24 protein-coding genes are annotated in these 26,689 nt (G+C 60.0%); 10 read left to right on the top strand and 14 right to left on the bottom strand.

Going from position 1 to position 26,689, the window contains the following annotated elements; translation table 11 throughout:
* Positions 1-48: 48 nt before the first annotated feature.
* On the bottom strand, positions 49-1,224 hold the full coding sequence (locus JIO00_RS07540) for an L-rhamnonate dehydratase (RefSeq protein ID WP_010462080.1): 1,176 nt from the start codon (positions 1,222-1,224) through the stop codon (positions 49-51).
* Between the two features lie 486 nt (positions 1,225-1,710).
* On the opposite strand from JIO00_RS07540, the gene JIO00_RS07535 reads away from it, so the two are divergent.
* Complete coding sequence (locus tag JIO00_RS07535; RefSeq protein WP_017341458.1) at positions 1,711-2,673, top strand: IS110 family transposase; 963 nt, start codon at positions 1,711-1,713, stop codon at positions 2,671-2,673.
* A gap of 27 nt (positions 2,674-2,700) precedes the next feature.
* On the opposite strand, the gene JIO00_RS07530 is transcribed toward JIO00_RS07535, so the two are convergent.
* From JIO00_RS07530 to JIO00_RS07520, 3 genes are read right to left on the bottom strand one after another with little or no spacing between them, the layout of a single operon-like run.
* A complete protein-coding gene (locus JIO00_RS07530; RefSeq protein WP_200667896.1) occupies positions 2,701-3,705 on the bottom strand; it encodes a 4-hydroxythreonine-4-phosphate dehydrogenase PdxA in 1,005 nt (334 codons plus the stop codon).
* Entirely contained in the window at positions 3,702-4,673 is a 972-nt protein-coding gene (locus JIO00_RS07525; RefSeq protein ID WP_010462085.1) for an amidohydrolase family protein, read from the bottom strand. Before JIO00_RS07525 ends, JIO00_RS07530 begins: the two co-directional genes overlap by 4 nt.
* Complete coding sequence (locus tag JIO00_RS07520; RefSeq protein WP_154503548.1) at positions 4,666-6,006, bottom strand: MFS transporter; 1,341 nt, start codon at positions 6,004-6,006, stop codon at positions 4,666-4,668. Before JIO00_RS07520 ends, JIO00_RS07525 begins: the two co-directional genes overlap by 8 nt.
* A gap of 377 nt (positions 6,007-6,383) precedes the next feature.
* Between JIO00_RS07520 and JIO00_RS07515 the strand changes: the two genes are divergently transcribed.
* The 4 genes from JIO00_RS07515 (at position 6,384) to JIO00_RS07500 (ending at position 10,523) form a co-directional block, all read left to right on the top strand.
* Positions 6,384-7,400, top strand: coding sequence for a Bug family tripartite tricarboxylate transporter substrate binding protein (locus tag JIO00_RS07515; protein ID WP_077749158.1), 1,017 nt, complete (start codon positions 6,384-6,386; stop codon positions 7,398-7,400).
* Between the two features lie 52 nt (positions 7,401-7,452).
* A complete protein-coding gene (locus JIO00_RS07510; protein ID WP_010462091.1) occupies positions 7,453-7,986 on the top strand; it encodes a tripartite tricarboxylate transporter TctB family protein in 534 nt (177 codons plus the stop codon).
* Positions 7,983-9,512 (top strand): tripartite tricarboxylate transporter permease, encoded by a 1,530-nt coding sequence (locus tag JIO00_RS07505; protein ID WP_010462093.1) that lies wholly within the window; start codon positions 7,983-7,985, stop codon positions 9,510-9,512. Before JIO00_RS07510 ends, JIO00_RS07505 begins: the two co-directional genes overlap by 4 nt.
* A gap of 69 nt (positions 9,513-9,581) precedes the next feature.
* The gene (locus tag JIO00_RS07500) at positions 9,582-10,523 is read left to right on the top strand and encodes a LysR family transcriptional regulator (RefSeq protein ID WP_077749159.1); all 942 of its coding nucleotides are present in this window, start codon (positions 9,582-9,584) and stop codon (positions 10,521-10,523) included.
* Between the two features lie 46 nt (positions 10,524-10,569).
* Here the strand turns inward: JIO00_RS07500 and JIO00_RS07495 are convergent, their stop codons facing one another.
* From JIO00_RS07495 to cysK, 3 genes are all read right to left on the bottom strand, one after another.
* Entirely contained in the window at positions 10,570-11,433 is an 864-nt protein-coding gene (locus JIO00_RS07495; RefSeq protein ID WP_077749160.1) for a DMT family transporter, read from the bottom strand.
* Positions 11,434-11,882: 449 nt separating this feature from the next.
* Positions 11,883-12,821, bottom strand: coding sequence for an aspartyl/asparaginyl beta-hydroxylase domain-containing protein (locus tag JIO00_RS07490; RefSeq protein WP_010462099.1), 939 nt, complete (start codon positions 12,819-12,821; stop codon positions 11,883-11,885).
* 215 nt (positions 12,822-13,036) lie between these two features.
* Positions 13,037-14,011, bottom strand: coding sequence for a cysteine synthase A (gene cysK, locus JIO00_RS07485; protein WP_145308112.1), 975 nt, complete (start codon positions 14,009-14,011; stop codon positions 13,037-13,039).
* Positions 14,012-14,138: 127 nt separating this feature from the next.
* Here cysK and JIO00_RS07480 point away from each other — a divergent pair, with 127 nt between their 5' ends.
* The 3 genes from JIO00_RS07480 (at position 14,139) to JIO00_RS07470 (ending at position 17,395) form a co-directional block, all read left to right on the top strand.
* The gene (locus tag JIO00_RS07480) at positions 14,139-15,215 is read left to right on the top strand and encodes a DUF748 domain-containing protein (RefSeq protein WP_010462103.1); all 1,077 of its coding nucleotides are present in this window, start codon (positions 14,139-14,141) and stop codon (positions 15,213-15,215) included.
* Between the two features lie 142 nt (positions 15,216-15,357).
* A complete protein-coding gene (locus tag JIO00_RS07475) occupies positions 15,358-16,203 on the top strand; it encodes an AAA family ATPase (RefSeq protein WP_010462104.1) in 846 nt (281 codons plus the stop codon).
* Positions 16,204-16,216: 13 nt separating this feature from the next.
* The gene (locus JIO00_RS07470) at positions 16,217-17,395 is read left to right on the top strand and encodes a vWA domain-containing protein (RefSeq protein ID WP_077749161.1); all 1,179 of its coding nucleotides are present in this window, start codon (positions 16,217-16,219) and stop codon (positions 17,393-17,395) included.
* 112 nt (positions 17,396-17,507) lie between these two features.
* On the opposite strand, the gene JIO00_RS07465 is transcribed toward JIO00_RS07470, so the two are convergent.
* The 4 genes from JIO00_RS07465 to JIO00_RS07450 all read right to left on the bottom strand — a co-directional run bounded on the left by JIO00_RS07465 (position 17,508) and on the right by JIO00_RS07450 (position 21,233).
* Entirely contained in the window at positions 17,508-18,434 is a 927-nt protein-coding gene (locus JIO00_RS07465; RefSeq protein WP_169856123.1) for a biotin-dependent carboxyltransferase family protein, read from the bottom strand.
* Positions 18,431-19,135, bottom strand: a complete 705-nt coding sequence (gene pxpB, locus JIO00_RS07460) for a 5-oxoprolinase subunit PxpB (protein ID WP_010462110.1) — start codon at positions 19,133-19,135, stop codon at positions 18,431-18,433. Before pxpB ends, JIO00_RS07465 begins: the two co-directional genes overlap by 4 nt.
* Positions 19,132-19,884, bottom strand: coding sequence for a 5-oxoprolinase subunit PxpA (locus JIO00_RS07455; RefSeq protein ID WP_083374801.1), 753 nt, complete (start codon positions 19,882-19,884; stop codon positions 19,132-19,134). Before JIO00_RS07455 ends, pxpB begins: the two co-directional genes overlap by 4 nt.
* 62 nt (positions 19,885-19,946) lie before the next feature.
* On the bottom strand, positions 19,947-21,233 hold the full coding sequence (locus JIO00_RS07450) for an MFS transporter (protein ID WP_010462114.1): 1,287 nt from the start codon (positions 21,231-21,233) through the stop codon (positions 19,947-19,949).
* A 147-nt stretch (positions 21,234-21,380) separates the two neighbouring features.
* Between JIO00_RS07450 and JIO00_RS07445 the strand changes: the two genes are divergently transcribed.
* Positions 21,381-22,295, top strand: a complete 915-nt coding sequence (locus JIO00_RS07445; protein ID WP_010462116.1) for a LysR family transcriptional regulator — start codon at positions 21,381-21,383, stop codon at positions 22,293-22,295.
* 49 nt (positions 22,296-22,344) lie between these two features.
* Here the strand turns inward: JIO00_RS07445 and JIO00_RS07440 are convergent, their stop codons facing one another.
* The 3 genes from JIO00_RS07440 to JIO00_RS07430 are packed head-to-tail and all read right to left on the bottom strand — an operon-like array spanning position 22,345 to position 24,200.
* On the bottom strand, positions 22,345-22,887 hold the full coding sequence (locus JIO00_RS07440; RefSeq protein WP_010462118.1) for a DUF2937 family protein: 543 nt from the start codon (positions 22,885-22,887) through the stop codon (positions 22,345-22,347).
* Between the two features lie 12 nt (positions 22,888-22,899).
* Positions 22,900-23,676, bottom strand: a complete 777-nt coding sequence (locus tag JIO00_RS07435) for a class II glutamine amidotransferase (protein ID WP_102595474.1) — start codon at positions 23,674-23,676, stop codon at positions 22,900-22,902.
* Between the two features lie 26 nt (positions 23,677-23,702).
* Positions 23,703-24,200 carry an MFS transporter gene (locus tag JIO00_RS07430; protein WP_145308124.1) on the bottom strand — a complete coding sequence of 166 codons (498 nt, stop codon included), beginning with the start codon at positions 24,198-24,200 and terminating at the stop codon, positions 23,703-23,705.
* A gap of 257 nt (positions 24,201-24,457) precedes the next feature.
* Here JIO00_RS07430 and JIO00_RS07425 point away from each other — a divergent pair, with 257 nt between their 5' ends.
* Complete coding sequence (locus JIO00_RS07425) at positions 24,458-26,512, top strand: S9 family peptidase (RefSeq protein WP_200667894.1); 2,055 nt, start codon at positions 24,458-24,460, stop codon at positions 26,510-26,512.
* Positions 26,513-26,689 lie beyond the last annotated feature (177 nt).

Raw genomic sequence — 26,689 nt, 5'->3', positions numbered from 1 at the left:
TGTGTGGGAGGGGATTAGCGAAACGTCGCACCGCCCTTCACCACCGGATCACTCGATGATGTTGAAGTCGCTCAAGTACTCATCGGAGATTTCCAGGCCCAGGCCGGGCTTGTCATCGTCGAGCTGGATGTAGCCGTTGACCGGTTGCGGCTCGCCCTTGAACACGTAGTAGAAGAGTTCGTTGCCGACCTCGACGTCAAATACCGGGAAGAACTCGGCCATCGGCGAGGCGGTGGTGGACATGGTCAGGTGGTAGTTGTGCATCTGCCCGGCGTGCGGGATCACCGGCACCGACCAGGCTTCGGCCATGGCGTTGATCTTCCGCGCTGCGGTGATACCGCCCACGCGGTTGGTGTCGTACTGGATCACGTCGACGGCGCGGCGTTCCAGCAGGTCTTTGAAGCCGTAGGAGGTGAACTCATGCTCGCCGCCGGAGATCGGCATGATCCCCATCTTCTTCAGCTCGATGTAGCCTTCGATGTCGTCGGCAATCACCGGCTCTTCCAGCCAGCGTGGTTCGAATTCAGCAAGTTTGGGCAGCATGCGGCGGGCGTATTCCAGGGTCCAGCCCATGTAGCACTCGAGCATGATGTCGATGTCGGGACCGGCCAGGTTACGCAGGGCACGCACTTGCTCGATGTTCTTGCGCATGCCCGCCGGGCCGTCTTTCGGGCCGTAGCCGAAACGCATTTTCAGCGCGGTGAAACCCTGGTTCAGATAGCCCTGGGCCTCTTCGAGGAACAGGTCGAGGTTGTCATTGGCGTAGAGCTTGGAGGCGTAGGTCCAGATCTTTTCCTTGGTCCGGCCGCCGAGCAGTTTGAACACCGGCTTGTTCACGGCTTTGCCCATGATGTCCCAGATCGCGATGTCGATCGCCGAGATCGCCGCCATGCCGATGCCTTTGCGGCCCCAGGCGTGGCTCTGGCGGTACATCTTCTGCCAGATGTATTCGTTGTCGAACGGGTCTTCGCCAATGGCAATCGGCGCCAGGTAGGTGTCGATGATCTCCTTGGCCACACGCGGCGCCAGGGCACAGTTACCGATGCCGACGAGGCCGGTATCGGTCTCGACTTCCACCACCAGCCAGCCATGGAAACGGAACGAGCCCATGGCGTCGCCACGTTCGAACAGGATGTCGCTGGCGTTGGTGCAGAAGTGTGCTTGAGGCGGAACGACTTTGCCTTTCCACTCAAAAACGCGGGTACGGATGGCTTTTATTTTCATGAATACAGTTCCTTGCGCTGCCGGCTTTTTGTAGTTGTCGGGTCGCTGCACAAAACCGCACGGGGGGCGAGTTCCGGCATTCGATGGAGCGACTTTAGCCAGCGCTCGGGGGTGCGGATAATCACTTATGCGTATCCGGCGATAACCTGCGGTGATAGGAAAAATGGAATAGTGAGTGGATAGGGTTATCAGCCACACACAAAACAAATGTGGGAGCCTGCTCGCGAAAGCGGTAGTGCAGCCACCTTTTTAGTGACTGTCAGACCGCTATCGCGAGCAGGCTCGCTTGTATGTTTAGACTTGAAGGGGTGGGTGGGACTAAAGCTCGTCATCTGACTCTGACCAGTACAGACCGTGGGAGACTTCGTCCCACCCCTTCACCTAATGCGCCGATAAGGAATGCATCGGCTCGGACCGACGATAGAAACAAGCCAGCGCAACGGTGAACCCCGTCAAGTATCTAAACCCTAGCTCGGAGGGTGTGCCATGACAATCCTGGATTCGCAGGTGGTCGTCGGTGTGGATGTGGCGAAGGACGAGATCGTTATCTATCGATCCGACCTGGAAAAGACCCTAAATATCGCGAACAAGCGATCAACCTTGAAGCAATGGCTCAAGACGCTGCCAGCGCACAGCGCTATCGCGCTAGAAGCGACCAATATCTATCACCTTGATACAACGGAAATGGCCCATGAAATGGGCCATGACGTTTACGTCATCGATGGCAGTCGCCTCAACAAATACCGCGATGGAATAGGCATGAGGGCGAAAACAGATACGTTGGATGCCGAACTGCTGGCCCGTTACTTGAGCCGCGAATCCGACAGATTGAGGATCTGGAATCCGCCACCGAAGGCTTACACACAAATGAAAAGCCTGCTTCGCCGTCGGGCTCAGTTGGTCCGGGCCTGTGTTGCACTCAAGCAGAGCTGGAAAAACGAATCCTTGCTGAAAGAGCACTTCAACCAGCTTCTGGCCGCCATTGCCCAGTTCGAAAAGATGATTCAGAAAACGCTCAAGGAAATTGCTGAGGAAGGTGGGATTGATGATCAGGTGAAGCGTTGCCAGGCCATCGAGGGCGTAGGGCTCCTGACGGCCACCGCAGCGGCCACTGCTTTTATGCGTGGGGAATTTGCCAACAGCGACGAGTACGTCGCCTTCCTCGGCATGGATCCGCGTGTGAGGCAGTCAGGACAAAAGGATCAAAAGCGCCGACTCTCTAAACGAGGGGACTCGGAGTTCCGGCGCTTGTTTCACAATAGCGCTATGGCTGCCAGCCGTTCGCCGACCTGGAAGCCGTACTACGAACGCTATCTGGCCAGAGGTCTAAAAGGCACTCAGGCCTTGGTTATCCTGGCACGCAAGCTGGCCAGAGTGATGTTTGCCCTGATGAAAAACCAAACCGAATACAAGCCAAATTCTATGTTTGGGTGTTCCCCCCAAACATAGAATCTCCCACAGGGGATCAGTGTTGTGTCAGTAGTTGTTGGTGCCCATTCGGCAGGCGATTTCGAAGGCCTGACGAATCGCGCCGACGTTGGCCTTGCCCTGCCCCGCGATGTCGAAGGCGGTGCCGTGGGCCGGCGTGGTGATCGGGATCGGCAAGCCACCCTGCACCGTCACGCCTCGGGAGAAGCCCATCAACTTGATCGCGATCTGCCCCTGGTCGTGATACATCGTCACCACCGCGTCAAAGGCACTGGCATCGCCCTGGACCTTGAGGAAAATCGTGTCCGCCGGGTATGGCCCTTCGGCCGCAATCCCCAGCGCCTGGGCCGAACGAACCGCCGGGCCGATGATGTCCAGTTCTTCGCGTCCGAACGAGCCGTTGTCGCCGTTGTGCGGGTTCAGCCCACACACGCCAATGCGCGGTTTTTCCAGGCCGTTGCGCTTGAGCGCGGTGTCGATCAACTGGATCGCTTCCACTACCCGCGTCTGGGTCAGCATGCCTGGCACTTGCGCTAATGCCACGTGGGAGGTCACGCGGGAGGTCCAGAGGTTGTCGAGCACGTTGAATTCACAGAACGGCCCGTGGAAATCCAGCAGCTCGGCGAACCAGTGCAGCTCATCGCTGTGGGCCATGCCGGCCATGTGCAGCGAGGTCTTGTTCAACGGCCCGAACAACACCGCGTCGGTGGTCCCGGCCTCGGTCAGGCGCAGGGCTTGTTCCAGCGTGTCGAGGCTGTAGCGACCGCCGATGACACTGGCTTCACTGTGTGGAAATTCACCGACGGTGTCTCCGCGAAAGTCATAGAACAGCGGCGTGTCATCATGAAACTCCAACTGATCCAGCGACTCGACGCGACGGTAAGGAAACTCCGTCCCGGCGATGCGCATGCCGCGACGCATTTCGGCCTCGTCGGCGATCAAGATCACATTGGCCTGGCTGCGCACTTCAGGCTCCGCAAGCAGGCGTGCGATCAGTTCCGGGCCGATGCCTGCCGGGTCCCCCAGCACCATCGCGATGGTTGTTTTGTTCATGCTTCACTCCTCAAGGGTTCAGGCCATTGGCGATCAACGGCGCAAGGCTCGCAGCGATAAACCCGCTGCGCGTTGCTGTAGAACAGTCGCTCCTGATCGGCGCTCGGCAGATCAGCAACGATGGATTTGAAACCGCTGTAGATGTCGTCGAACGAGCCGCACAGGCTGTCCACCGGGAAGTTGCTGGCGAACATTGCCCGGTCAGTGCCGAACATGGCGATCACTTCACGCACGATCCAGGCGTTGTCCTTGGCGCGCCATGCCTGGCCCCTCTGGCCAAGGCCGGAAATCTTCACCTGCACATTTGGCCATTTGGCCAGCCGAGCCATCGCCAGGCGCCAACCGGCCAGGCCTTCGGCGCTGCGGTCATTGGGCAACCCTGCGTGGTTGAGAATCAGCGTAGTGCCGGGAAAGTCCCGAGCCAGCCGTTCGGCTTCGTGCAGGTTCCACCAGGGGGTCTGCAAATCGAAGTGCAACCCCAGCCCTTCGAGGGCGGCAAAACTGCGCCGCCAGTGTTCGTCGCTCATCAGGCTGCGCACATGACCAACCTGCGCCGGTGAAGTCGCTCCACCCGGTTTGTGACGCACGCTGCGCACGCATTTGAAACTCGCTTGTTCGGTCAGTACCGCGAGGGCGTCCGGGTGGTCGAGCCAGGCCTGCGCCACGACCGCATTGGGTACGCCGTAACGGGCCGTCAGACTTTCGATAAAAACGGTTTCGCCAATCGGGTCTTGCGGGTCCCATTCGGTCTCGACGTACACCGTTTGCACCACACGGTGCGGGCCGGCGTCAGCGAAATAGTCCTCAGGAAAATAGCGCCGTTTAATCGCACTGTAGTCGCCGTAGCGGAACGGGATATTGGCTTCGGGCGCCAGCCACGGATGGTCATTGATCGTTGGGTCCCAGAAGTGATGATGGGCATCGATGATCGGACCGTTCCATGCTTCGCCAGATAAGTGTTCAGCCATGGCGCACCTCGTCGAGACTGATGAACAACGTCGCCAGCACAAAGACTGCCGAGCACACGGCAAAGAACCCCAGCACCGGCGCAAAACCTCCGGTCATTTGCACAATGATGCCCACCAGGATCGGCACCGCGATCCCGCCGGTGCTGCCGGCCATGTTCATTACGCCGCCGATCAACCCGACCCGCGCCGGTGCCGCCAGCAATGCCGGGAAGCTCCAGTAGAGGCTGCCCCACATCAGGAAAAACGCGGTCATGGCCAACAACGCCACGGCGGCAAACGGATTGCTCAGCGTCGGCAACAACAGAAAGGCGCCGAGGGCGACCACACCGGAAAACGCCAGCAGGCTCTTGACCGCCACGCCACGGCTGACACCCTTGCGGATCAGCCCGTCGCAGAGAAAACCACCGGTCAACGAACCCAGGGCCCCGCACACGAAAATCACGAAGGTGGCCGCGCCGATGCCTTTGATATCGAAGCCGCGAGCCTGGGCCAGATAGCTCGGGCCCCAGGTCAGCAAACCGAAATACACCATCGCCCAACTGGCACGGCCGATCAGCAAGCCGCTCAGGGAACGGGCCGCGATGCCCAGGCCTTTGACCGGCACACGGGCGGCTTCGGCAGCCGGCGTCGCGCGCCCGGCGTTGATCTTCTCCAGTTCTTCGGCATTCACTTGCGGGTGAGTGGCCGGGTCATCGCGCAGATAACGCCGGGCCAGCCAGGCCAGCACCAGGGTCGCGATACCGGCAATCACGAAGGCCAGGCGCCACGAATCCAGGGATGCAATCAGGTAAGCAATGATCAACCCGCCCAGCGCCACGCCCAACGGGCTGCCGCTGTCCATCAGCACCGCGCCGCGACTGCGTTCGCTCGGCGCCAGCCACAGGGAAATCAGCTTGCCACCGGACGGGAACAACGGCGCTTCGGCGGCCCCGAGTGCAACGCGGGCGAACAGCAATGACAAGCCGCCGGTCGCAAACGCCGCCAACACTTGAAAGGTGCCCCACAACCCGGTGGACCAACTGATGACCCGATGCGGGCCGAAGCGATCGATCAGCCAGCCGCCGGGAATCTGCAACAGCGCATACGCCCAGAAGAAACTGCTGAGGATCAGCCCTTGCATGCTTGGCGACAGGGAAAATTCATGGGCAATGGTCGGCATGGCGATCGACAGCGAGACCCGGTCGATCAGGTTGACCATGGTCAGCGCGAAGACGATCGCAAAGATCCGCCAGCGCACGTTGCTGGCTTTGGTGGTGCCGGCCAGGGGTGTGGCCGCGTTGATCGGTTGGGCAGCTGCGCCAGGCAGATGCAGGGAAGCACTGGGACGAGCCATGGTGCGTACCTCGTTTCTTATTGTTGTGAATGCCGTGCGTGGTCGGTTCGCCGCGCTGATGAGCAATATCGAAGGCTCGGTGATAACCGTCTAATCAATGATTGAGATACGGCGATAGCCTCGGGTTATGGCATACCGCGCTTTCAGGGGGCTTTCATCGCCGGCCACCATGACTGACTTTCCTCTCAAAACGCTCTGGCACACAGTTTCCAGCCCTCGTCACGTATTTGCCCCTGATGACCTATAACCGCAGGCTATCGGTGTATGTATTGTTTTGACTAGACGCCGAAGCGGAGGCTTCCCACACTCAGTCCAGGCTTGCAGCTTTTGAGCACCGACAAGTCATTCATAACAATTACAAAAAACGAGGCCCTTCCATGCGAAATGCATTCGTCCGTCGCACATCCCGTCTGTTTCTTGGCTGCACACTGGTCGCCGCCGGCGCCCTCCCCGCACTCGCCAACGCTGCCTGGCAGCCGGACAAGAACGTCGAAATCCTCGTTGCCGGCGGCCCCGGCGGCGGTACTGACCAGCTCGGTCGGCTGATCCAGTCGATCATCACCACACACAAGTTCCTCGACGTGAATACCATCGTCCTCAACAAGGGCGGCGGCAACGGTGCCGAAGCGTTCCTTGACCTGAAAATGAACAAGGGCGACCCGGAAAAACTGGTGATCGGCACCAACAACATCTACCTGTTGCCGCTGGTTTCCAAGCTTGGCTATCAATGGCAGGAGCTGACTCCCGTGGCGGCCGTTGCAGAGGACGACTTCATTCTCTGGAGCTACAAGGATGCCCCCTGGAAAGACGCCAAAGGCTTCTACGAAGCGGCCAAGACTGATCCGTCGAAACTGCGCATGGGCGGCAGTCAGTCCAAGGATGTCGACCAGACCCTGACCCTGCTGCTGAACCAGACCAACAACAGCAAACTGGTGTACATCCCGTTCAAGAGCGGCAGTGAAGCCGCGACCCAACTGGCCGGCAAACACATCGCCGCCAACGTCAACAACCCCAGCGAAAGCATCAGCCAATGGCGCGGCGACCAGGTCGAACCGCTCTGCGTGTTCAGCAAGGAACGCATGAGCTACACCGAGAAAGTCGCGGGTGATAAATCCTGGGCCGACGTTCCGACCTGCCACGAACAAGGCCTGGGTATCGATCAATACCGCTTCCCGCGCACCGTGTTCATGCCCGGCGACGTCACCGCCGAACAGCGGGCGTTCTATGTCGAGCTGATGCGCAAAGTCACCGAGACTCCAGAGTTCAAGGCCTACGTGAAGCAGAACGCGCTGGTGCCGACGTTCCTCGAAGGCGAGCCGCTGACTGCCTACATTGAGAAAGACACCGCCCGCGTCACCCCGGTGTTCAAAGAAGCCGGCTGGCTGAAAAACTGAGTTGTTCACGGCCGTGCGCGTGCGCACGGCCGTCACCTCTGGAGGTGCTTTCATGTCCCATTCTTCGGATTCACCGGCGCTGGTCGGTACCCGCTGGGTCGAACTCGGCCTGACACTCTTCACCACGCTGATCGGCGCGGTGGTGATGTTCGGCAGTCTCGAACAAGGTATCGGCTGGGGCGATTCAGGCCCCGAGCCGGGTTACTTCCCCTTCTACATCGGATTGCTGTTGAGCGCCGCGAGCGTGGGCAACGGCGTGTTGACCGTGGTGCGCTGGCACGCCCTGAGCATTGCATTCGTCAGCCGCAGCGCATTCAAGCAAGTGCTGTCGGTGTTCATCCCGATTGCGCTGTTCGTCGGCGCCATGCCGTTCACCGGCATTTATGTGGCCTCGGCCTGCTTCATCGCCTGGTTCATGTGGCGTGACAAGGTGCGCGCCAAGCCTTACGGCAAATGGATGATCGGCACCGTGTCCCTCGGCGCGGTGCTGGCCAGCTACCTGATTTTCGCGTTGTGGTTCAAGGTCCCGCTGGATGCCGGCCCGATGGGCGACTGGATTGCACTGGCCGGGAGAAGTTTCAAATGAGCGAGTTCGATTCCCTGCTGCAAGGCATGAACCTGATCCTCACCCCGGGCCACATCGGCCTGATGGTGATCGGCGTGCTGCTGGGCATTCTGGTCGGCGTATTGCCCGGCCTCGGCGCCCCCAATGGCGTGGCGTTGTTGCTGCCGCTGACCTTCACCATGTCGCCGGTGTCGGCAATCATTTTGCTGTCGTGCATGTATTGGGGCGCGCTGTTCGGCGGTTCGATCACCTCGATTCTGTTCAACATCCCCGGTGAGCCCTCATCGGTGGCGACCACGTTCGACGGTTACCCGATGGCCCGCGAAGGTCGCGCTGCCGAAGCGTTGACGGCCGCATTCAGTTCGGCGCTGATCGGCGCGCTGGCCGGGGTGTTGTTGCTGACCTTCCTGTCGACCAAGATTGCCGCATTCGCCATGTCTTTCAGTTCGCCGGAGTTCTTCGCGGTGTACCTGTTGGCGTTCTGCACCTTCATCGGCATGAGCAAGAATCCGCCGCTGAAAACCGTGGTGGCGATGATGATTGGTTTCGCCATGGCCGCCGTGGGCATGGACACTGTCTCCGGCAACCTGCGCCTGACCTTCGATCAGCCCGCGTTGATGACGGGCATCAGCTTCGAGGTGGCCGTGATCGGCTTGTTCGGGATCGGCGAAATTCTCTGCACCGTCGAGGAAGGCCTGGTGTTTCGCGGCGAGCATGCGCGCATCACGCCGATGGTCATCCTGCGCACCTGGGCCAAGTTGCCGCGTTACTGGTGGACGATCCTGCGCAGCACCCTGGTCGGTTGCTGGATGGGCATCACACCGGGTGGCCCGACGGCGGCCTCGTTCATGAGCTACAGTCTGGCGCGGCGCTTTTCGAAGAACCGCGAGAACTTCGGCAAGGGTGAACTCGAAGGCGTAATCGCCCCGGAAACCGCCGACCACGCCGCAGGCACCAGCGCCCTGCTGCCCATGCTGACCCTCGGCATTCCCGGCTCGGCCACTGCGGCGGTCATGCTCGGCGGTCTGATGATCTGGGGCCTGCATCCTGGCCCGACGTTGTTCGTCGAGCAGCACGATTTCGTCTGGGGCCTGATCGCCAGCATGTACCTCGGGAACGTGGTCAGCCTGATCGTGGTGCTGGCCACCGTGCCGCTGTTCGCTTCGATCCTGCGCATTCCGTTCTCGATCATCGCGCCGATTATCATCATGGTCTGCGCCATCGGTGCCTACTCGGTGCACAACTCGTTCGTCGACGTGGTGTTGATGCTGGGCTTCGGCGCGCTGGGTTATCTGTTCAAGAAACTCGGTTACCCGATTGCGCCGCTGGTGCTGGCGGCGGTACTGGGCGACAAGGCTGAAGATGCGTTCCGTCAGTCGATGCTGTTCTCCGACGGCCACGTGGGGATTTTCTGGTCCAACCCGTTAGTGGGCTGCCTGACCACGGCGGCGTTGCTGATGCTGTTCTGGCCGTTGATTTCCAAGGCGCTGGGCACCCTGACGGGGCTGCGCAAACCCCAGGTCGCCAAGCCTAAATCGGTGCTGTAACACGGCAATGCTGGCAACGCCTGGCATTTGTTGTCAGGCTTGCCGCAGTCCTAATTGCGAGCACGGCCCATGACCCGAATTCCTGCTGCCAATGTGATCCACAGTCGACTGCGTCTGCGCCAACTGCGGCTGATGCTGGCATTGCAGGAATTCGGCTCGTTGCGCCGCGCCGCCGACCACATCGGCATGACCCAGCCGGCAGCCACCAAGATGTTGCACGAAGCCGAGGACTTGCTCGGCGTCGAACTCTTCGAGCGTCTGCCCCGGGGCATGCGCTCGACCCCGTTCGGGGAAACCGTCATCTACTACGCGCGCATGGTGTTTGCTGAACTGAGCGGCATGCGTGAAGAACTGGTCGCGCTCGAATCCGGCAACCTTGGCCGGGTTGCGGTCGGTGCGATTCCGGCGCTGGCCTCGGGGCTGTTGACCCGCACCATCGCGACCTTGAAGCAAAGCCATCCACGCTTGTCGATGAGCATTCAGGTCGACACCAGCGACGTGCTGGTGCAAGCGCTGTTGCAGGACCAGCTGGATATCGTATTGGGCCGGATTCCAGCGGGCGCACGGGCCGAAGAGTTGCTGTTCGACAGCCTCGGCGAAGAAGCCTTGTGCGTCATCTCCGGCGCGCAGAACCCGTTGGCGAAAGAGAAAAACCTGAGCTGGGCCGAGTTGCAGAACATGACCTGGGTACTGCAACAGCAACCGAGCCCGATGCGCGCGATCATCAATCAGGTCTTCCACAATGCGCGGGTCGACATCCCCAGCAGCATCGTCGAAACCACCTCGATCATGACCTTGCTGTCCTTGATCCAGCAGACCGACATGCTGGGCGTCACACCGGTGTCGGTGGTGGAGGATTACCCGGGCCGTGATTTGCTGGCGGTGTTGCCGATCAAGTTTGAAGCACGGCTGCCGCCGTACGGGCTGATTACCCGCCGTCACCGCATTCAATCGTCAGCGATGCAGGCGTTCATGAATTCGGTGCGGGCCGAGCACGCGCTGACCAAATAAAAAAGGCCCGGAGCCAATGCTCCGGGCCTTTCATTTTCACGCTGCTTTACGCTGCTTTACGGAACACAAATACCAGCCCGACGATGATCAGCAGCATGCCGAGCATGCTCAATACCGCCAGCCGATTACCGAAAATCAGGTAGTCCATCACCGCCGTCACGGCCGGCACCAGGTAAAACAGACTGGTGACATTCACCAGATTGCCCCGGGCGATCAAGCGGTACAGCAGCAACGTTGCCAGCACCGACACCACCAATCCCATCCACAGCACCGGCACGATAAACCCGCTGCCGTGTTCGAAATGAAACGGCTGGAACGGCACGAAGATCCCGCAGAGCAGCAGCCCCGCGAGGTACTGCACCGGCAGTGTGCCGAGGGGATTGTCGGTGATGCGCTTCTGCATGATCGAGCCAAAGGTCATGCTCGCCAACGCCAGCAAACCAAAAAGCATCCCGGCCAAAGACATGCCGGCCAGACCGATGCCCTGGTAAACCACCATGATCAACCCGACCAGGCCCAGCGCCAGACCGAACATCCGGCTGGCCGAGCGCTGACGCTCCATGATCACCACCGTGAGAATCGGCTGCACACCCATGATGGTTGCCATAACGCCCGGTGTGACTTTGAGGTCCAGGGCCAGCAGATAAAAAATCTGATAAGCCCCCAGCAACACCACGCCCGTGGCCATCGCATACAACATCGCTTTGCCACCCTTGGGCAATTTCAGCTTGAGCAACGGCACCAGCAGCATCAATCCGCACAAGGCGATGGCAAAGCGAATCAGCAGAAAGGCAAAGGGCGATGCGTGGGCCAGGCCCCATTTGGAGAAGATCGCACCGCTGCTCCACAGCAGAACGAACAGGCTCGTGGACGCCGCCGCGAGCGCGGATTTTTTCGACAGGACAAACATGGATACCACCTGTAGTCAGGCAAGAAGCCAACTCAGCCGAAGCTGAAATTCAGTAGTTTTTTTCAGGCGGGCGCGCAGAACAGCAAAGAACGCTGATCAGCCCGAAACGCCAACGCCCGGCGGTGATACGACTGCGTACACCGGCGTGCTACTGACAGGTGGGGGGTAATGACTGATCTGCGCAGGCTGCTTATTCCCGCACGGCACGACGCCAGCGTTGACCGCTGAATCGACTACCGCATTGATGAGGGAAGCTGGCATGGGCTGATCTTTTTTGATGGGGTGGGCGGTGGGTAAGAGAACCACCGAGCGCCGACTATAACCAGCGGCGGACATGGATTGCAATGACTTGGACAAAGGGCCAGTCACGACACCTCGTCGCGGGCGCGCCATTTAAATTCTGCTCATAAAAAAACCGCTCCCAAGGAGCGGTTTTCTTTTGAATCCAGTCACGCAAACAACCAATACCCCAACAACGTCAGCACCACCACCGCCAACACCGGCCGCAGCACGCGGTACGCCTTGGGATTACGACGCTTCCAGCGTTTGACCACACCACTGACCTTGTCGCTGGAATTCTTGCTCCAGGCATACGCCTGGTTAATCCCGCCGACACGTTCATCATCAAGGTTCTGAGGTGCGGTGGCGCGACCGAGCAAGCCGCTGAGCCAGCGGTTGATGAAGGTCATGACGCGGTTGCTCAGCGGTCGTTCGATGTCGCAGAACAGAATGACGCGGGTTTTCTCGGATTCGTTCTTGACCCAATGCACGTAGGTCTCATCAAACATCACATCTTCACCATCACGCCAGGCATACACCTGGCCGTCGACAAAGATACGGCAATCGTCGGAGTTCGGCGTCGACAGCCCCAGGTGATAGCGCAGCGAACCGGCAAACGGGTCGCGGTGCGGGTTGAGGTGGCTGCCACCCGGCAGCAACGCGAACATTGCACCCTTTACGTTGGGAATACTGCTCACCAGCGCCACGGTTTTCGGGCACAAGGCTTCAGCGGATGGCAGGGGTTTGTCGTACCACTTGAGGTAGAAACGTTTCCAGCCTTTCTTGAAAAACGAACCAAACCCCGCATCGTTGTGTCTTTCGGCGGCGCGGATGTAACCCTCGTCGAACAGGTGCATGGCTTCGTCGCGGATGACTTCCCAGTTGTCTTTGAGCACGTCCAGTTCCGGAAACTTGCTGCGGTCCAGATAGGGTTTGGACGGCACCCCGGAGAACAGGTACATCAAGGCGTTGTAAGGCGCAAACAAGGCCGAGTGATTGACGAATTGACGCAGAACCGGCAATCGCGCCTTCCCGCGCAAATGCACATAGAGGGTGCTGCCCAGGAATAGCAGCAACACTGACGCTTTCGCGGCAAAGGAAAAGGTCATCTACGGCTCCTTGAGGTTAGGCTCTTCGCACAACGCCATTTACCCGACGTGGCAGCCGGCCATGATAAACACTACCGGCCTCGGGAAAAACCCGCAAAACTCGACATTCAGTATTAAGGTTTGTGCAATAAAGCACTTATTAACATAAGGTTCCTGAACGGGGGCTGACCTGAATCAGCCCTCTCACCAAAAGATGAAACCATCGCAGGCAGCGCCTACTGCTGATTTTCCTGCTCGGTAAACAGGTCGCTGAACAACATGCTCGACAAGTAGCGCTCACCGGAGTCCGGCAGGATCACCACGATGGTCTTGCCCTGCATTTCCGGTGTTTCGGCCAGACGCACCGCCACCGCCATCGCGGCGCCACAGGAAATACCGCACAAAATCCCTTCTTCCTGCATCAGGCGCAGCGCCATGGCCTTCGATTCGTCATCGGTGACCAACTCAACCCGATCGACGATCGACAAGTCCAGATTCTTCGGGACAAAACCGGCACCGATCCCCTGGATCTTGTGCGGGCTCGGCTTGATCTCTTCACCGGCTATCGCCTGGGTAATCACCGGCGACACCACCGGCTCCACGGCTACCGAGATAATCGGTTTGCCCTGGGTATTCTTGATATACCGCGAAACACCGGTAATGGTTCCGCCGGTTCCAACGCCCGCGACCAGCACATCGACTGCGCCGTCAGTATCGTTCCAGATTTCCGGACCGGTGGTTTTCTCGTGAATGGCCGGGTTGGCCGGGTTGTCGAACTGCGACGGCATGAAGTATTTGGCCGGATCGCTGGCCAGGATCTCGGCAGCCTTCTCAATGGCGCCTTTCATGCTTTTGGCCGGTTCGGTCAGCACCAGTTCGGCGCCCAGTGCCTTGAGGACTTTGCGTCGCTCGATACTCATCGACGCCGGCATGGTCAGCATCAACTTGTAACCACGGGCCGCGGCAACAAAGGCCAGGCCAATGCCGGTATTGCCCGACGTCGGTTCGACGATGGTCATGCCAGGCTTGAGTTTGCCGGAGCTTTCGGCGTCCCAGATCATGCTCGCGCCGATCCGGCACTTGACCGAGTAACCCGGGTTGCGCCCTTCGATCTTGGCCAGGATGGTCACACCGCGCGGGGCAATGCGGTTGATCTGCACCAGCGGCGTATTGCCGATGGAATGGGCGTTGTCAGCGTATATACGGCTCATGGCTGGGTCCTTGTACAGCGTTGAATAAGCCCCCAAAGGTATGCCTGTTGCCAGTGGTCGTCCAGTCAGGTCGAACGTCCGGTAAACACCGCAGTCAATGGCTTTACATCGTCAGAGATTTGCCGCCATGAAACGTCGATACCGTTGGCCCCTGTGGACCCTCGCCGGTCTCGTTGTGCTACTGATTGCCCTGCACTTCGCCCTGCCCTACCTGGTGCGCGATTACTTGAACGAGAAACTGGCGGACATGGGCGATTACCGGGGCCAGGTCACCGACGTCGACCTCGCGCTGTGGCGCGGCGCCTACAAGATCAACGGGCTGAAAATCGTCAAGGTCGACGGCAAGGTCCCGGTGCCTTTCGTCAATGCACCGCTAATCGACCTGTCTGTCAGTTGGCACTCACTCTGGTCCGACCGCGCTGTGGTGGCCGAAGTGCAGTTCTTCAACCCTGAGGTGAACTTCGTCGACGGCGGCGCCAACAAACAAAACTCCCAGACCGGTCAAGGCACCGACTGGCGCGCACAGTTGAGCAAACTGGCGCCGTTCACCTTTAACGAAATACGCATCTACGACGGCAAGATCAACTTTCGAAACTTCAATTCCAAGCCCCCCGTCAACATGAACGCCACTCAGGTCAACGCCAGCCTCTATAACCTGACCAACGTGGTCGACACCGAAGGCAAGCGCGACGCGCGCTTTGAAGGCAAGGCCCTGTTGCTGGGCCACGCCCCACTGGAAACCACGGCCACCTTCGACCCCTTGAGCAATTTCGAAGACTTCGAATTCCGTCTGCGCGCCAAGGATATCGAGCTCAAGCGCATGAACGACTTCGCCTCGGCCTATGGCAAATTCGACTTCAACGCCGGTCACGGCGATGTGGTCATTGAAGCGCAAGCCAAAAAAGCCCAATTGACCGGCTATATCAAGCCGCTGCTCAAAGACGTGGACGTGTTCAACTGGCAGCAGGACGTGGAAAACAAGGACAAAGGGCTGTTCCGGTCCATCTGGGAGGCCATTGTCGGCGGCTCCGAAACCGTGCTGAAAAACCAGGGCAAGAACCAGTTTGCCACTCGCGTAGAACTGAGCGGCAACGTGCATCGACAAGATATCAGCGCGTTCCAGGCGTTTTTGCAGATTTTACGCAATGGTTTCGTTCAGGCATTCAATGCCAGGTATGAGCGGCCGAAACCGGATCAGGGTTAAGTCACCAAGTGACGCCCCATTCAGAGACTGAATAAGCCGTCTGCGTTCACAGTCGACCGGCCTGCGCGTTATAGTCGGGCACTACACTTATTGCGCCCCGCCCTGCCTGATTCAGGTCGGCTTACCGTTCGAGGATTAGCAGATGAAGTTCGAAGGCACCCAGGCCTACGTCGCCACCGATGACCTGAAGCTGGCGGTCAACGCCGCCATTACCCTGGAGCGTCCACTGCTGGTCAAGGGCGAGCCAGGCACCGGCAAAACCATGCTCGCCGAGCAATTGGCCGAGTCCTTCGGTGCGAAATTGATCACCTGGCACATCAAGTCCACCACCAAGGCGCATCAGGGCCTGTACGAGTACGACGCGGTCAGTCGCCTGCGTGACTCGCAACTGGGCACGGAAAAAGTCCACGACGTTCGCAACTACCTGAAAAAGGGCAAGCTCTGGGAAGCGTTCGAGTCGGAAGAGCGAGTGATTCTGCTAATCGACGAAATCGACAAGGCCGACATCGAGTTCCCGAACGACCTGCTGCAAGAACTCGACAAGATGGAGTTCTACGTTTACGAGATCGACGAGACCATCAAGGCCAAGAAACGCCCGATCATCATCATTACCTCCAACAACGAGAAAGAGCTGCCGGACGCCTTCCTGCGCCGCTGCTTCTTCCACTACATCGCGTTCCCGGATCGCGTGACGCTGCAGAAAATCGTCGACGTGCACTACCCGAACATCAAGAAAGACCTGGTCAGCGAAGCGCTGGACGTGTTCTTCGACGTGCGCAAGGTGCCGGGCCTGAAGAAGAAGCCGTCGACCTCGGAACTGGTGGACTGGCTGAAGCTGCTGATGGCCGACAACATCGGCGAAGCCGTACTGCGCGAACGCGATCCGACCAAAGCGATCCCACCCTTGGCAGGCGCCCTGGTGAAGAACGAACAGGATGTTCAATTGCTTGAGCGCCTGGCGTTCATGAGCCGTCGCGGCACCCGCTAAGAGGCTGATCGCCATGCTGCTCAACCTGTTCAATGAAATGCGCGCAGCCAAGGTGCCGGTCTCGGTGCGTGAGCTTCTGGACCTGATCAATGCGCTGAAACAACGCGTGACCTTCGCCGACATGGACGAGTTCTATTACCTGTCCCGGGCGATTCTGGTGAAGGACGAACGGCATTTCGACAAGTTCGACCGCGCGTTCGGCGCCTACTTCAATGGCCTGGAGAAACTCGACGATCACCTTCAGGCGTTGATTCCTGAAGACTGGTTGCGCAAGGAGTTCGAACGCTCCCTGACCGAAGAAGAGCGGGCCGCGATCCAGTCCCTCGGCGGTCTGGACAAGCTGATCGAAGAATTCAAGAAACGCCTCGAAGAACAGAAAGAACGCCATGCCGGCGGTAACAAATGGATCGGCACCGGCGGCACCAGTCCGTTTGGCTCCGGCGGCTTCAACCCGGAAGGCATTCGCGTCGGCGATGCCGGCAAGCGCCAGGGCAAAGCGGTCAAGGTGTGGGATCAGCGCGAGTACAAGAACCTCGACGATTCGGTGGAACTGGGCACGCGCAACATCAAGGTCGCCCTGCGCCGCTTGCGCAAATTTGCCCGTCAGGGTGCGGCGGAAGAGCTGGACATCGACGGCACTATCGACCACACCGCGCGCGATGCCGGCCTGCTGAATATCCAGATGCGGCCGGAGCGGCGTAACACCGTCAAGCTGTTGCTGCTATTCGACATCGGCGGCTCGATGGACGCCCATGTGAAGATCTGCGAGGAACTGTTCTCGGCCTGCAAGACCGAGTTCAAGCACCTGGAGTACTTCTACTTCCACAACTTCATTTATGAGTCTGTGTGGAAGAACAACATGCGCCGCACTTCCGAGCGCACGTCGACCCAGGACCTGCTGCACAAGTACGGCGCCGACTACAAAGTGATCTTCATTGGTGACGCTGCGATGGCACCGTATGAAATCACCCAGGCCGGCGGCAGCGTCGAGCACTGGAACGAAGAAGCCGGTTATGTGTGGATGCAGCGGTTCATGGAGAAGTACAAGAAGGTCATCTGGATCAACCCCTATCCGAAAGATACGTGGGGGTATACGTCGTCGACCAATATTGTGCGGGACTTGATTGACGACCAGATGTACCCGTTGACGTTGCGGGGGTTGGAGGAAGGGATGAGGTTTCTTTCCAAATAGAGATTTTTGTTGTCTGTGAAAACGTCTTCGCGGGCAAGCCTCGCTCCTACAGGTTTCTGTGTTCGTGCATCGTGCACCAACCCTGTAGGAGCGAGGCTTGCCCGCGAAGCTTTTAGCGGTTTGAAAATCGCTGCAAATACTCGACCTGTTCGCGATGCGCCACCTCCTGCACCACCGGCCGCAACCGCACTTTCACCCCCGGCAAGCACTGCGCCAGCCGCGCGAGTGCCAACGGCGTCAACGCCCCCAATCGCGGATAACCGCCAATGGTCTGCCGATCATTGAGCAACACAATCGGCTGCCCGTCCGGCGGGACCTGGACCGCGCCTAGCGGGATGCCTTCGGAAATCATCGGCTGGCCCTGATACTGCAACGGCGTTCCCAGCAAGCGAATGCCCATGCGATCGGCACGGCTGTCGAGGGTCCAGACGCTGTTGAACGCATCGAACAGGCTCTGCCCGCTGAACTCACCGATCTGCGCGCCGAGGACCACATCCAGTGGCGAATCGACTTTGAAATTAGGCCGGTGTTCTGCCGGTAACTCCCGCAGTAATAACAGCGCACTCCCGCGATAGCTCAACGGCGCGCCTTTGGCCAATGGCCGGCCCATACCATCCAGGCCGCCGAGTTCTTCACGGACCACCGTCGCGCTGCTGCCCAACACCTTTGGCGCGTCAAACCCGCCCGGTGCCGCCAGATAGGCCCGCGCCCCGAGCAGCGGTTGAGTGAATTGCAATCGCTGGCCCTTGTTCAGCCGGAAACTGCGCCACGGCGCCAATGCCTCGCCATCCACTTGCGCGCCCAGGTCCGCCCCGGCCAGCGCCAACACGCAGTCTTCTTCGGCTACGACGCTGAAACCGCCGAGGGTGATTTCAATCACCGGCGCATCAAGGCCATTGCCCAACAACCAATTGGCCCACGACATCGAACGCCAATCCAGCCCGCCGCCCTGGGTCACACCCAGATGCCGCACGCCGAAACGACCCGCGTCCTGCAACAGGCACAGCGGCGTACTCGCCTCAATCAATAGACGGCTCATGCCTGGGCCTCCAATGGCGTGTCGTCACCGCCCAGGTTGATGAACTGCGCATGGTCGACCGCTTCAAAGCGCACGGTGTCACCCGGTTGCATCAGGCTGTAACCATCGCGTTCGCGGTCGAACAATTTGGCGGGCGTGCGGCCGATCAGGTTCCAGCCGCCGGGGGACACCACCGGGTAGGCGGCGGTTTGCCGCTCGGCGATGCCGACACTGCCGGCAGCCACCTTTTTACGCGGCGTATTCAGGCGCGGCGCGGCGAGCACTTCTTCCACCAGCCCCATGAAAGCGAACCCCGGCGCGAAACCCAGCGCGAACACTTGATACTCGCGCTCGCTGTGGCGGCGGATCACCTCGTCCACCGACAGCCCGCTACGCTGAGACAACAAGCTCAACTCCGGACCGACGCTCAAGTCATACCAGACCGGCAGCACATGGCATTTACCGCGAGTGCTCGCGTTGGGTGACAGGTCGATCAGCGCTTGGGCGATCAATTCCCGGGCTTGAGTCGGACTCAACGCCGTCAAGTCGTAATGCACCATCAATGTCGTGTAAGACGGCACCAGATCAATCAGATGCCCGGCAAACGCAGCGCGCAGGTTCTCGCTGGCCGCCAGCATCCACGGCATGTTGGCTTCGGCAATTTCATCGAACAGACGCACCATCAGGCAATCCAGCGCCACCACCTCAACCCGCGGTTTCATGGTGCGCTCTGCTGATCAAGGGCTTCGCGAATCCGCCGCACCGCCGCCACCGAACTGGCGTTGTCACCGTGGACGCACAAGGTGTTGGCCTGCAAGTGCAAGGCGCTGCCGTCGCTGGCGGTGAGGTTGTCGCCACGGGCGATGGTCAGCGCTTGCTCGATAATGGTTTCGGGATCGTGGTGCACCGCCCCCGGCAGTTGCCGTGAAACCAGCATGCCGGCACTGTCGTAGGCACGGTCGGCGAAGGCTTCGAACCACAAGGTCACGCCGTATTCATCACCCAGTTGCTGGGCGGCGCTGTTGTCGCGCGTGGCCATGAGCATCAGCGGCAAGGTCCGGTCATACGCCGCCACGGCCTGAAGCACCGCGCGCAATTGCGCCGGGTTGGCCATCATGTCGTTGTACATTGCGCCGTGGGGTTTGACGTAACTGACGCGCCCGCCTTGGGCCCGGCAGATGCCGTCGAGGGCGCCGATCTGGTAATGCAAAATGTCCTGGAGTTCCTGGGCGGTGTAGGCCATGGAGCGGCGGCCGAAACCCACCAGGTCCTGATAGGCCGGGTGCGCGCCGATCTGCACGCCGTTACTCAGGGCCAGGCCGACGGTCTTGCGCATGATGCTCGGGTCGCCGGCATGGAAGCCGCAGGCGATGTTGGCGCAATCGATGAAGGGCATGACCTCGGCGTCCAGACCCATGGTCCAGTTGCCGAAACTCTCGCCGATGTCGCAATTCAATAGCAGGCGGCTCACGGTGAACACTCCTGTAGGCATTTTCTTTTTTTGCTGTCGGGCAGATGCCCGCAGATTATCAGCTACTCGGCTTCAAGTTGTTTGCCACGGGTTTCCGGCAAGCTCAACGCAGCAAGGATCACCACACCGTAGGACACCGCCGCAAAAGCCCCGATGCCTACGCTCAATGGCACCTTCTGGCTCATCAAACCGATCAGCAACGGAAACAACGCCGCCAGTGCCCGGCCGATGTTGTAGCAAAAGCCCTGCCCCGAACCGCGAATACGTGTCGGAAACAGCTCGGTCAAAAACGCGCCCATGCCACTGAAAATCCCCGAAGCGAAGAAGCCCAGCGGGAAGCCCAGCCACAGCATCACGCCGTTACTGACCGGCAACTGGGTGTAGAGCAACACGATGGTGAACGAGCCGACGGCGAACAGGATGAAGTTTCGTTTGCGGCCGAGGATGTCCGTCAAATAGGCACTGATGACGTAGCCGACGTAGGAACCGACGATCACCATCGCCAGATAACCGCCCGTGCCGAGTACGCTTAAACCGCGTTCGTTTTTTAGAAACGTCGGCAGCCAGGACGTGATCGCGTAGTAACCGCCCAGTGCGCCCGTGGTCAGCACCGAAGCGCGAATCGTGGTGAAGAGGATACCGGGGGCGAAGATCTCGTAGAACTTCGCGGCGTTGCCCGGCTCCTGCTTGGCCTTGGCTTCGCGGTAGATTTCCGGGTCCTTGACCAGTCGACGGACGAAAATCACGAAAATCGCCGGCACGATGCCGAGGATGAACAGCGCACGCCAGGCATCTTCCGGCGGCAATACCGAGAACAGCAGCGCATAGAGAATCGCCGTCAGCCCCCAACCCAGCGCCCAGCCCGATTGCACCATGCCCACGGCCTTGCCGCGGTCCTTGGCGCGAATCACCTCGCCCATCAGCACTGCGCCGGCGGTCCACTCACCGCCAAAACCGAAGCCCATCAAGGTACGGCTGATCAACAGTTGCTCGTAGTTTTGCGCGAAGCCGCAGAGGAAGGTGAAGAAGGCGAACCACAGCACCGTCAGTTGCAAGGTGCGCACACGGCCGATGCGGTCCGACAGGATCCCCGCCACCCAACCACCGATGGCCGACGCAATGAGCGTGCTGGTATGGATCAGCCCGGCCTCGCCAGTCGTGATGCCCCACATGGCAATCAGGGTCGGCACCACGAAGCTGAGCATCTGGGTGTCCATGCCGTCCAGGCCATAGCCGATCTTGCAGCTCCAGAAGGTGCGGCGTTCCTGCTGATTGATGTTGCGGTACCAGTCGAAAGGTCCCGGCCGAGACGTGGCTTTGGGGATGTCGAGCGTGTCGGGCGCACTCATGGCAACTCTCCGTGCAAATTTTATTGGTATTGTTCTGAGCCCCGACGACGCCTATCGTGGGAACCGGATGGCCTGATTTTTGGTTGTCCGGCCCTGCTGCGTCCAACTAATAAAAACCCGCCCTAGGCATAAGAAAAACTTAACGCCATGAACCTGAAGTTTCTCGAGACCTTTGTCTGGGTCGCCCGACTCAAGAGTTTCCGCCTGACGGCAGACAAGCTCTTTACCACCCAGGCGTCGATTTCCAGCCGCATCGCGGTGCTCGAAGGCGAGCTCGGGGTGAAGTTGTTTCTGCGCGACTCGCGGGGGGTGAGCCTGACGCCCGAAGGCTTGAAAGTGCTCGAGTACGCCGAGCAGATGATGGACACCATGCAAGCCCTCAAGCAGTCGATCGAGACGCGCTCAAGCAAGGTCGGGCGCGTGCGGATCGGCGTGATGGACACGGTGATTCACACGTGGCTGAGCCCGTTGGTGGCACAGATGATGGATCACTATCCGCGGGTGGAAATCGAGCTGGTGGCCGATACGGCGCTCAACCTCTGCGATCAGCTGCAAAAAGGCTTTCTCGATCTGATCCTGCAAACCGATCTGGTGCGTCAGGAAAGCGTGCGCAGCCTTGAACTGGCGAGCCATCCGATGGGCTGGATTGTCGCCAGCAATTCGATCTACAACCGTGGGTACACCGGCATTGCCGATCTGGCGCGCGAGCGGATCATTACCTACTCGAAAAACTCACATCCGCATCAGGACATTCTGAGTCTGATGCAGGCGAATGGGGTCATGACGCCGCGGCTGAACTGCGTGAACTCGGTGTCGGCGATTACCCGGTTGCTGCGCGACGGATTCGGCATTGGTGCGTTGCCGCCGGTTCTGGTAGCCGAGGAACTGGCGCGGGGGGAATTGACCTTGCTGGCCATCGATCAACAGCTGCCTAATTTGCAGGTCGTGGTGTCGTGGCGGGTGGGTGTGGAGTGGGTCGAGGAGATTGTTGCGTTGTGTCAGCAGGTGCTGGAGGGGTATGCGCGCAAGGTGGGTGAAGACTACATCGTCCTCGCACGCTGATCGGCGCTGATGATGATCGCTCCCACGCTCTGCGTGGGAGCGATCAGTGTTACAGGCCGCGCACATCCCGGTCTTCGATCGGCCGGCTCTGGCGCAAGCGTTTGCCGCCCAGCACCACCCAGTCGATCAGACGGAACAGGCATTCAATGCCGAAGGACAGCAGCAACGCACCGCTCATGCCCCAGATCATCGCTTCCGGTGTCAGCAGGATCTGGTAGCTGTAGCCATTCCAGGTTTCCTTGCGAATATCCGGATCCGCCGCCAATGCGACTTGCAAGACACGGATGTACCACGGGCCCTGCATGGCGTGGAACTGTTTATCAAGCGCCACCTGACGGCTGAGCAAGGTGCTCAGGCTCTCGGCGTCGCTGCGGAAAATCGGGTCCTCACTGGCGCGGTAATGGGCGACCAGCGCCTGCATATCGCCCTTGAAGAACTGATTGGCGGTGCCCTGGAAACCGCTCAGGCTGGTTTGCGCCTCAATCAGATGCGCTTCGACCCGTTTCGCGTAATCGCTGATGAACCCCGGCACCTGGACACCGATCAACAGGCCCGCCGCAAACAACACCAGCCGTAGATAACTGAGCAACATCGGGTGAGATCCTTATTCGGTCTTGCCCTGGCTGACGCATTCGCCGCGTCGCCAGAGGCTCCATTGGCCCGGTTCGTAGCGGGTCCAGGTTTCGTTTTCGGTCAGGGGTTCGGTGGCGATCACCGTGACCACATCGTTAGGCGTGGTTTCGGCCTGGAAGTCGACGATCACATCGACATCCTTCAACCGCGCCGGGCCGAATGGCGCGCGACGGGTGATCTGGACCAATTTGGTCGAGCAATAGCAGAACAGCCAGTCGCCGTCGCTCAACAGGCAGTTGAACACGCCTTTGCTGCGGTATTCGGCGCAAGCGGCGACCAGGTCCGGCAGCAGCGCTTCGATCTCGACCGGTTCTGGAAACGCTGCGCGCACCCGATTGAGCAGGTCACAGAACGCCGCTTCGCTGTCGGTGTCACCGACGGGGCGATAAAAGCTTTTGATCGGCTGAAAATCCGCCAGCTGACCGTTATGGGCGAAACACCAGTTGCGGCCCCACAGCTCACGCACGAAAGGGTGCGTGTTGGACAGGCAGACCTTGCCCACGTTGGCCTGACGGATATGCCCGATCACCACTTCGCTTTTGATCGGATAGCGCTGCACCAGGTTCGCCACTTCTGACTCGCTGCTGGCCGCCGGGTCCTGAAACAACCGCAGACCGCGCCCCTCATAGAAAGCGATGCCCCAACCGTCACGGTGCGGACCGGTGCGGCCGCCGCGCTGCATCAGCCCGGTGAAGCTGAACACGATATCGGTCGGCACATTGGCGCTCATGCCCAATAACTCACACATGCTCGGACTCTCGCTTCAAGGCCGGATTACAAACGCGGTTCGACCCGCAATCGCTGAGGGTTGCTCGGCACTGGCGGACGACCGTAACGATCATCGCCGGCACCGCCGAACGGATGATCGTCGTCAGGATCGTCGACCCGGGCGGCGGCCTTGGCGGCGGCGGCCTGTTCCTTGCGAGCGTTGGAAGCCCGTTCAATAGGGAACCGGATCGCCACGAACACCAGATAAATGCCAAAAGCGATCATGCCGTACATGAACAGGTCGGAAACCGCCCGCCAAGCGTTGTTGCCCACCTTGAACAGCAGATCGAGCGCAGTGATGGCGATAGCCGGGGCCACTTTTTCCTTCACCGGGTCGATGATGGTCGGGCTGAATAGCAGTACGGCGACCAGCAGCCGCAGCGGTTCACGCAGCCAACGCCACATCCAGCGGGTGATGCGCATCCACACCAACAGGCAGCCTAAAGCGGCAAAGGCGTAGAGGCCCCAAGCGATCAGATAGTCGTTCTCGGTCATGGTGTCCATGGCAAGGCAGGCAAAGAGGCGCTTATAGTAACGACTTTTCGCCCGTCAGGCGTAATCCATGTGGGAGCGAACTGTGGCGAGGGAGCTTGCTCCCGTTCGGCTGCGAAGCAGTCGCAGCGCTTTTGGGGTCGCTTCGCAACCCAGCGGGAGCAAGCTCCCTGGCCACACAGGCTCACTCCTACAGGGTCTGCACAGGCATCAATATTTGCATTGCGCCTGCAAAACCCTATTTTTCGTACAACGTCCGAGAGTCCTTCATGCCCTTATCCGCCAACGTCACCAGCGCCCCGATTGCCCACAAGGCCGACGGCCCTGACCCGTATGCCTGGCTGCAGGAGCGCGACACCGACGCGGTGCTCGACTACCTCAAGGCTGAAAACAGCTACCAAGAGGCGCAGACCGCCGATCAGGCCAGGCTGCGCGAAACCCTGTTCGAGGAGATCAAGGGCCGGATTCTCGAAACCGACCTGTCGCTGCCCTCCCCTTGGGGCCCGTACCTGTATTACACGCGCACCACCGCCGGTGACGAATACGCCCGCCACTACCGCTGCCCACGCCCGGCCGATGACAGCCTGCAACTCGACGAAAGCCAGGAACAGCTGCTGCTGGACCCGAACGAACTGGCCAATGGCGGCTTCTTTTCCCTCGGCGCCTTCAGCATCAGCCCGGATCACCAGCGCCTGGCCTACAGCATCGATTCCACGGGCGATGAGATCTACACGCTGTTCGTGAAGGAATTGTCCAACGGCCGTGTCAGCGAACTTGAGTTCCAGGATTGCGACGGCAGCATGACCTGGGCCAATGACAGCCTGACGCTGTTTTTCGGCGAGCTGGACGACACCCACCGTCCGCACAAACTGCTGCGCTATCGACTGGACGGCACGGCGGCCGAGGAAGTGTTCAACGAGCCGGACGGCCGCTTCTTCCTGCATTGCTATCGCTCCAGTTCCGAACAGCAATTGCTGCTGTCGCTGGGCAGCAAGACCACCAGCGAAGTCTGGGCCCTCGACGCCTCGCAGCCGCAGCAGGCCTTTACTTGCCTGGCGCCACGGGTTGAAGACCATGAATACGACGTCGACCACGGGACGCTGAACGGCGAGTGGGCCTGGTTCATCCGCACCAATCGCGACGGCATCAACTTTGCTCTGTACACCGCCGTGGATACCGGTGTTGCGCCCACCGAGGCCGACTGGCAGAACCTGATCCCCCACAGCGACAGCACGATGATCGAGGGCATGAGCCTGAACGTCGGCGCGATGACGTTGAGCCTGCGGGTCGGTGGCTTGCCGGTGATTGAAGTCCACCCGCAGGATTTGCCGAGCTACCGCGTGCAACTGCCGGATGCGGCGTACAGCCTGCATGTGCAGAACAGCCTGGAGTTTGTCAGCGAGCGGATCCGCCTGCGTTACGAAGCCCTGAACCGTCCGGCGCAAATTCGCCAGCTGGAGCTGGACAGTGGCGAGCAGAAAGTACTCAAGGAAACCCCGGTGCTCGGCCCGTTCGACGCCGACGCCTACGTCAGCCAGCGCCTGTGGGCGACGGCACCCGATGGCACGCAAGTACCGATCAGCCTGGTGGTCAAGCGCGAAGCCCTCGGTCAGCCGACGCCCCTGTATCTCTACGGCTACGGCGCTTACGGCGAAAGCCTTGACCCGTGGTTCTCTCATGCCCGCTTGAGCTTGCTGGATCGCGGCGTGGCGTTTGCGATTGCCCACGTACGGGGCGGCGGTGAACTGGGCGAGGCCTGGTATCGCGCCGGCAAGCAGGAACACAAGCACAACACCTTCAGCGACTTTATCGCCTGTGCCGAGCACCTGATCGACAACGGCTTCACCACCTCAGCACAATTGGCGATCAGCGGCGGCAGTGCCGGCGGTTTGCTGATCGGCGCGGTGCTCAATCAGCGACCCGAGCTGTTTGGCGCGGCCATTGCCGAAGTGCCGTTCGTCGACGTGCTCAACACCATGCTCGACCCGGACCTGCCGCTGACCGTCACCGAATACGACGAGTGGGGCAATCCTGAAGAACCGGACGTTTATGAGCGGATCAAGGCGTATGCCCCATATGAAAACGTCACCGCGCAAGCCTATCCGGCGACCCTGGTGATCGCCGGCTACAACGACAGCCGCGTGCAGTACTGGGAAGCGGCGAAGTGGGTGGCGAAATTGCGCGCGACCAAAACCGACACCAATCCCCTGTTGCTCAAGACAGAACTGGGCGCCGGGCATGGCGGGATGAGCGGTCGGTACCAGGGATTGCGTGACGTAGCACTCGAATACGCATTTGTTTTCAAGGTTTTGGGGATTGCCTGAGGAACTTGGCCCGGTGTTTCGGTCTTAAGACCAGACACCGGGCCCAATACAACACAACTCCCTTGTGGGAGCGAGCCTGCTCGCGATAGCGGACTTTCAGTCAATAATTGCGTGACTGACACACTGCAATCGCGAGCAGGCTCGCTCCCACAGGGATTGGGGATGTCCCGAACAACC

The sequence above is a fragment of the Pseudomonas sp. SW-3 genome (assembly GCF_016615645.1).
GTDB classification, from domain to species: domain Bacteria; phylum Pseudomonadota; class Gammaproteobacteria; order Pseudomonadales; family Pseudomonadaceae; genus Aquipseudomonas; species Aquipseudomonas mandelii.
This window is presented reverse-complemented; position numbering and strand designations above follow the sequence as displayed.

Excerpts from the sequence above, each read along its gene's own strand:
- JIO00_RS07475 (WP_010462104.1), top strand. The coding sequence starts at position 15,358 with ATGAAGTTCGAAGGCACCCAGGCCTACGTCGCCACCGATGACCTGAAG.
- JIO00_RS07500 (WP_077749159.1), top strand. The coding sequence starts at position 9,582 with ATGACCCGAATTCCTGCTGCCAATGTGATCCACAGTCGACTGCGTCTG.
- JIO00_RS07535 (WP_017341458.1), top strand. The coding sequence starts at position 1,711 with ATGACAATCCTGGATTCGCAGGTGGTCGTCGGTGTGGATGTGGCGAAG.
- JIO00_RS07440 (WP_010462118.1), bottom strand. The coding sequence starts at position 22,887 with ATGTTGCTCAGTTATCTACGGCTGGTGTTGTTTGCGGCGGGCCTGTTG.
- JIO00_RS07525 (WP_010462085.1), bottom strand. The coding sequence starts at position 4,673 with ATGGCTGAACACTTATCTGGCGAAGCATGGAACGGTCCGATCATCGAT.
- JIO00_RS07435 (WP_102595474.1), bottom strand. The coding sequence starts at position 23,676 with ATGTGTGAGTTATTGGGCATGAGCGCCAATGTGCCGACCGATATCGTG.
- JIO00_RS07495 (WP_077749160.1), bottom strand. The coding sequence starts at position 11,433 with ATGTTTGTCCTGTCGAAAAAATCCGCGCTCGCGGCGGCGTCCACGAGC.
- JIO00_RS07465 (WP_169856123.1), bottom strand. The coding sequence starts at position 18,434 with ATGAGCCGTCTATTGATTGAGGCGAGTACGCCGCTGTGCCTGTTGCAG.
- JIO00_RS07430 (WP_145308124.1), bottom strand. The coding sequence starts at position 24,200 with ATGGACACCATGACCGAGAACGACTATCTGATCGCTTGGGGCCTCTAC.
- pxpB (WP_010462110.1), bottom strand. The coding sequence starts at position 19,135 with ATGAAACCGCGGGTTGAGGTGGTGGCGCTGGATTGCCTGATGGTGCGT.
- JIO00_RS07510 (WP_010462091.1), top strand. The coding sequence starts at position 7,453 with ATGTCCCATTCTTCGGATTCACCGGCGCTGGTCGGTACCCGCTGGGTC.
- JIO00_RS07490 (WP_010462099.1), bottom strand. The coding sequence starts at position 12,821 with ATGACCTTTTCCTTTGCCGCGAAAGCGTCAGTGTTGCTGCTATTCCTG.
- JIO00_RS07530 (WP_200667896.1), bottom strand. The coding sequence starts at position 3,705 with ATGAACAAAACAACCATCGCGATGGTGCTGGGGGACCCGGCAGGCATC.
- JIO00_RS07480 (WP_010462103.1), top strand. The coding sequence starts at position 14,139 with ATGAAACGTCGATACCGTTGGCCCCTGTGGACCCTCGCCGGTCTCGTT.
- JIO00_RS07470 (WP_077749161.1), top strand. The coding sequence starts at position 16,217 with ATGCTGCTCAACCTGTTCAATGAAATGCGCGCAGCCAAGGTGCCGGTC.
- JIO00_RS07505 (WP_010462093.1), top strand. The coding sequence starts at position 7,983 with ATGAGCGAGTTCGATTCCCTGCTGCAAGGCATGAACCTGATCCTCACC.
- JIO00_RS07450 (WP_010462114.1), bottom strand. The coding sequence starts at position 21,233 with ATGAGTGCGCCCGACACGCTCGACATCCCCAAAGCCACGTCTCGGCCG.
- JIO00_RS07520 (WP_154503548.1), bottom strand. The coding sequence starts at position 6,006 with ATGGCTCGTCCCAGTGCTTCCCTGCATCTGCCTGGCGCAGCTGCCCAA.
- JIO00_RS07515 (WP_077749158.1), top strand. The coding sequence starts at position 6,384 with ATGCGAAATGCATTCGTCCGTCGCACATCCCGTCTGTTTCTTGGCTGC.
- JIO00_RS07540 (WP_010462080.1), bottom strand. The coding sequence starts at position 1,224 with ATGAAAATAAAAGCCATCCGTACCCGCGTTTTTGAGTGGAAAGGCAAA.
- JIO00_RS07445 (WP_010462116.1), top strand. The coding sequence starts at position 21,381 with ATGAACCTGAAGTTTCTCGAGACCTTTGTCTGGGTCGCCCGACTCAAG.
- JIO00_RS07425 (WP_200667894.1), top strand. The coding sequence starts at position 24,458 with ATGCCCTTATCCGCCAACGTCACCAGCGCCCCGATTGCCCACAAGGCC.
- cysK (WP_145308112.1), bottom strand. The coding sequence starts at position 14,011 with ATGAGCCGTATATACGCTGACAACGCCCATTCCATCGGCAATACGCCG.